Genomic DNA, 4401 nt, shown 5'->3' on the forward strand with positions numbered 1-4401 from the left:
GCCGGCACGGTCGCACCGTCCGGCACCGTGTCGGCCTCCGGCGCGGCCACGGCCTCCGGCGCGTCCGCCGGCTGCGGCGTGCCCACGGCCTCCGGCGTGTCCGCCGACTCGGCGGGTGACCGGACGAGGCCCAGTGCCTGCTGCATGTTCACCAGAATGGTGTGGTCGTGCTGAAGCACGGTCAACTGCTCCTGCAGCGCCGCGATCTCCGCGGTGACCCGCTCCTGCTCCTTGACGTTGCGCTCCAGATCACCCGCGACCTGAGCGGAGTACTGCGACGTGAGGTCGGTGGCCGCGGTCGAGTTCTCGGACATGGCGGTGCCCCTTTCTGCCCGTTGGTTCCCTCGGTGGCCAGCCATGGTACGGCCGAGGGCGGTTGACCGTTTCTTCTGTGCGGTCATCGGTTGACGTTCTCACGCGGCACGAGGGACGGCGCGGCCCCGAGGAACGTTGTGTGCACGCCATTGACAACAGGGGCACGAGCCGGAAACTTCAATCCGGAAGTCGCAAGAAATCAACTACCCAACGCAAAAGCTGTACTTGCCCATGGCAATCCATGGCAGGAACACCGACTGCCTGGTTGGCCGCCCGCCCCAGCACCCGCCGTGGAACGAGGACTTCATGAGACGGAAGCGTTTCGGCCTACGGACGATCACCGGCCTGCTCCTGGCCGGCCTGGTCGCCGTCGGCCTCCAACCCGGTACGGCCACCGCCGCGTCGACAGCGGTCCGTGGTCCCAACATGGCGCTCGGCAAGAGCGTCACGGCCGGCGGCTCCCACGCCGGCCACCCCGCCGCCAACGTGACCGACGGCAGCCAGCTGAGCTACTGGGAGGGCCCGGCGGGGGCCTTCCCGCAGTGGGTCCGCGTCGACCTGGGCGGCACCGTCGAGGCCGAGCGGGTCGTCCTCAAGCTGCCCACCGGCTGGGAGGCCCGTACCCAGACCCTCTCCGTCGAGGGCGGCACCGACGGCTCCTCCTTCACCGCGCTGTCCGGGTCCGCCGCCCACCGCTTCGACCCCGACGGCGCAAACACGGTCACCGTGGACTTCCCCGCCCGCGACGTGCGCCACATCCGCGTCCGGGTGAGCGCCAACACCGGATGGAACGCGGCCCAGTTGTCGGAGATCGAGGTCTACGGCGACGACGACGGCGGCGATCCGGAGGAACCGCCGGTCGACGGCACCAACCTGTCGCTCGGCAAGCCGATCGAAGCCTCCTCCACAATTCACTCGTTCGTGGCGGCCAACGCCAACGACGGGCAGACGGGCACCTACTGGGAGTCCAACGGCCACCCCGCCACCCTCACGGTCGGACTGGGTGCCGACGCGGACCTCAGCGGTGTCGTCGTCAAGCTCGCCCCCGACGCCGCCTGGGCGAAGCGGACCCAGAGCATCGAGGTCCTGGGCAGGCAACAGGCGTCGGACGGCTTCACCTCGCTGAAGGCCCGCGCCGACTACACCTTCGACCCCGGTGCGGGCGACAACACCGTCACCATCCCGGTCACCGGCCGCTACGCCGACGTACGACTGAGGTTCACGCACAACTCCAGTGGATACGGCGCCCAGGTGGCCGAGTTGCAGGTCATGGGCACCGCCGCCCCCAACCCCGACCTGGTCGTCCCCGACCTCGCCTGGACGCCCGCGTCCCCGACCGAGACGGACGCCGTCACCGTCCGCGCGACCGTGCGCAACGCCGGGACGGCCGCGTCCGCCGCCACCACGGTCGAGGTCAGCCTGGAGGGCACCGTCGCGGGCAGCGGCCCCGTCGGAGCGCTCGCCGCGGGCGCCTCGACGACCGTCTCCGTGGACGTCGGCAAGCGCGCCCGGGGCAGTTACACCGTGTCCGCCGTGGCCGACCCCACGGACACCGTCCCCGAGCAGGACGACACCAACAACAGCCGCACCGCGACCGACAAGCTGACCGTCGCGCAGAGCCCGGGCCCCGACCTGGAGGTGCGCGGTATCAGGACCGACCCGGCGAGCCCCGCCACGGGTGCGCCGGTCTCCTTCACCGTCTCCGTGCACAACCGGGGCACCTCGGCGGCCCCCGCCGGCTCCGTGACCCGTCTCGGCGTCGGCGGCAGAACCCTCGACGGAGCCACCGGGACCGTCGCCGCGGGCGCCACCGCCGAGGTCGACATCGACGGCACCTGGACCGCCACCGGCGGCGCGAGCCTCCTCACCGCCACCGCGGACGCCACGGACACCGTCGACGAGACCGACGAGAACAACAACATCCTCACCCGCTCCCTCGTGGTCGGCCGCGGCGCAGCCGTGCCGTACACCGAGTACGAGGCGGAGGACGGCACCTACCGGGGCACGCTCCTCACCGCCGACGCCAAACGGACCTTCGGCCACACCAACTTCGCCACGGAGTCCTCCGGACGCGAGTCGGTCCGCCTCGACTCCACCGGCCAGTACGTGCAGTTCACCTCCGGCGACCCGACCAACTCGATCGTCGTGCGCAACTCGATCCCGGACGCGCCGGGCGGGGGCGGCACCGAGGCCACCCTCAGCCTCTACGCCGACGGGGAGTTCGTGCGGAAGCTCGGCCTCAGCTCCAAGCACAGCTGGCTGTACGGCAACACCGACGCCCCCGAGGGACTCACCAACACCCCGGGGAGCGACGCCCGCCGCCTGTTCGACGAAGCCCACGCGCTGCTCGGCACGACCTACCCGGCGGGCACCGTCTTCCGGCTCCAGCGCGACGCCGACGACACCGCCGCCTTCTACGTCGTCGACCTGGTCGACCTGGAACAGGTGGCACCGCCCTCCGCCAAGCCGGCCGGATGCGTCTCCATCACCGAGTACGGGGCCGTCCCCAACGACGGCATCGACGACACCGACGCCCTCCAGCGCGCCGTGACCGCCGACCAGAACGGGCGGATCGACTGCGTGTGGATCCCGCCGGGCCAGTGGCGCCAGGAGCAGAAGATCCTCACCGACGACCCGCAGAACCGCGGCCAGCACAACCAGGTCGGCATCCGCGACGTCACCGTCCGCGGCGCCGGCATGTGGCACTCCCAGCTCCACACGCTGACGCCACCGCACCAGGCGGGCGGCATCAACCACCCCCACGAGGGCAACTTCGGCTTCGACGTCGACGACAACACCAGGATCTCGGACATCGCCATCTTCGGCTCGGGCACCATCCGCGGCGGCGACGGCGGAGCCGAGGGCGGGGTCGGCCTCAACGGCCGGTTCGGCAAGGACACGAGAATCAGTAACGTGTGGATCGAGCACGCCAACGTCGGTGTCTGGGTGGGCCGCGACCACAGCAACATCCCCGAGCTGTGGGGGCCGGCCGACGGACTCCGATTCAGCGGCATGCGGATCCGCAACACCTATGCGGACGGCATCAACTTCGCCAACGGAACACGTAATTCCGAGGTGGAGAACTCGTCGTTCCGCAACACCGGCGACGACGCGCTCGCGGTGTGGGCCAGCAAGTACGTCAAGGACCCGTCGGTCGACATCGGCCATGACAACCACTTCCGCAACAACACCGTCCAACTGCCCTGGCGCGCCAACGGCATCGCCGTCTACGGCGGCTACGGCAACACCATCGAGAACAACCTCGTCCACGACACGATGAACTACCCGGGCATCATGCTGGCGACCGACCACGACCCGCTGCCCTTCTCCGGGCGGACCCTCATCGCCAACAACGGCCTCCACCGCACCGGCGGCGCCTTCTGGAACGAGGACCAGGAGTTCGGGGCGATCACCCTGTTCGCCCAGGGGCTGGACATCCCGGGTGTGGTCATCCGGGACACCGACATCCACGACTCCACCTACGACGGCATCCAGTTCAAGTCGGGCGGGGGAGCGGTGCCGGACGCCCGGATCACGGGCGTCACCATCGACAGGTCCAACAACGGGTCCGGCATCCTCGCCATGGGCGGAGCCCGCGGCAGCGCCACGCTCACGGACGTCACCATCACCGGTTCGGCCGAGGGGGACGTGCTGGTCGAACCCGGCTCGCAGTTCGTGATCAACCGGTAGCGCCACCCCCGCGCGCCACTCCGTCCGGCGGGCCCGTACTCCACTCGGAGCGCGGGCCCGTCACCCGGACGGCCCCCCTCCCGCGATCCTCCCGGGCAGCGCAGATGGGGGACTTCGGCGGACTCGCGCGGGGGGCTGACGCGATTCCGGGAAGTCGAAGTCAGGCTGAGGACATGGCTTCATCGATCGACTGCCCGCCCCGTCCGCGTCACCGTGCCCCGTACCGTGTCCGTGTGCGTGGCCGTGTGCGTGGCCGGGCGGTGCCGGCTGCCGTCGCCCTCGCCGTGCTGGCGGTCCTGAGCGGATGCGGGGCGGACACCGGGACCACGGCGCGGACCACCCCGGCGGCCACCGCACCGGCGGGCGGCGCACCGGGTACGGCCCACACCGCGCCCG

General features: G+C 71.0%; 1 protein-coding gene and 1 pseudogene. One reads left to right on the plus strand and one right to left on the minus strand.

Features of this window, described 5'->3' with window-relative positions; all coding sequences use genetic code 11:
• Nucleotides 1-314 (minus strand): annotated as a pseudogene (locus tag B7767_RS48440) (hypothetical protein); the annotation flags it as partial.
• Nucleotides 315-621: 307 nt separating this feature from the next.
• On the opposite strand from B7767_RS48440, the gene B7767_RS29055 reads away from it, so the two are divergent.
• Nucleotides 622-4005 carry a CARDB domain-containing protein gene (locus B7767_RS29055; protein ID WP_085574757.1) on the plus strand — a complete coding sequence of 1128 codons (3384 nt, stop codon included), beginning with the start codon at nt 622-624 and terminating at the stop codon, nt 4003-4005.
• The last annotated feature ends 396 nt before the right edge of the window (nt 4006-4401 follow it).

The organism is Streptomyces sp. 13-12-16, assembly GCF_002114215.1.
Lineage (GTDB): Bacteria > Actinomycetota > Actinomycetes > Streptomycetales > Streptomycetaceae > Streptomyces.

Bases quoted from the DNA above. Each gene is read 5' to 3' on its own strand.
- B7767_RS29055 (WP_085574757.1), top strand. From the start codon at position 622: ATGAGACGGAAGCGTTTCGGCCTACGGACGATCACCGGCCTGCTCCTG.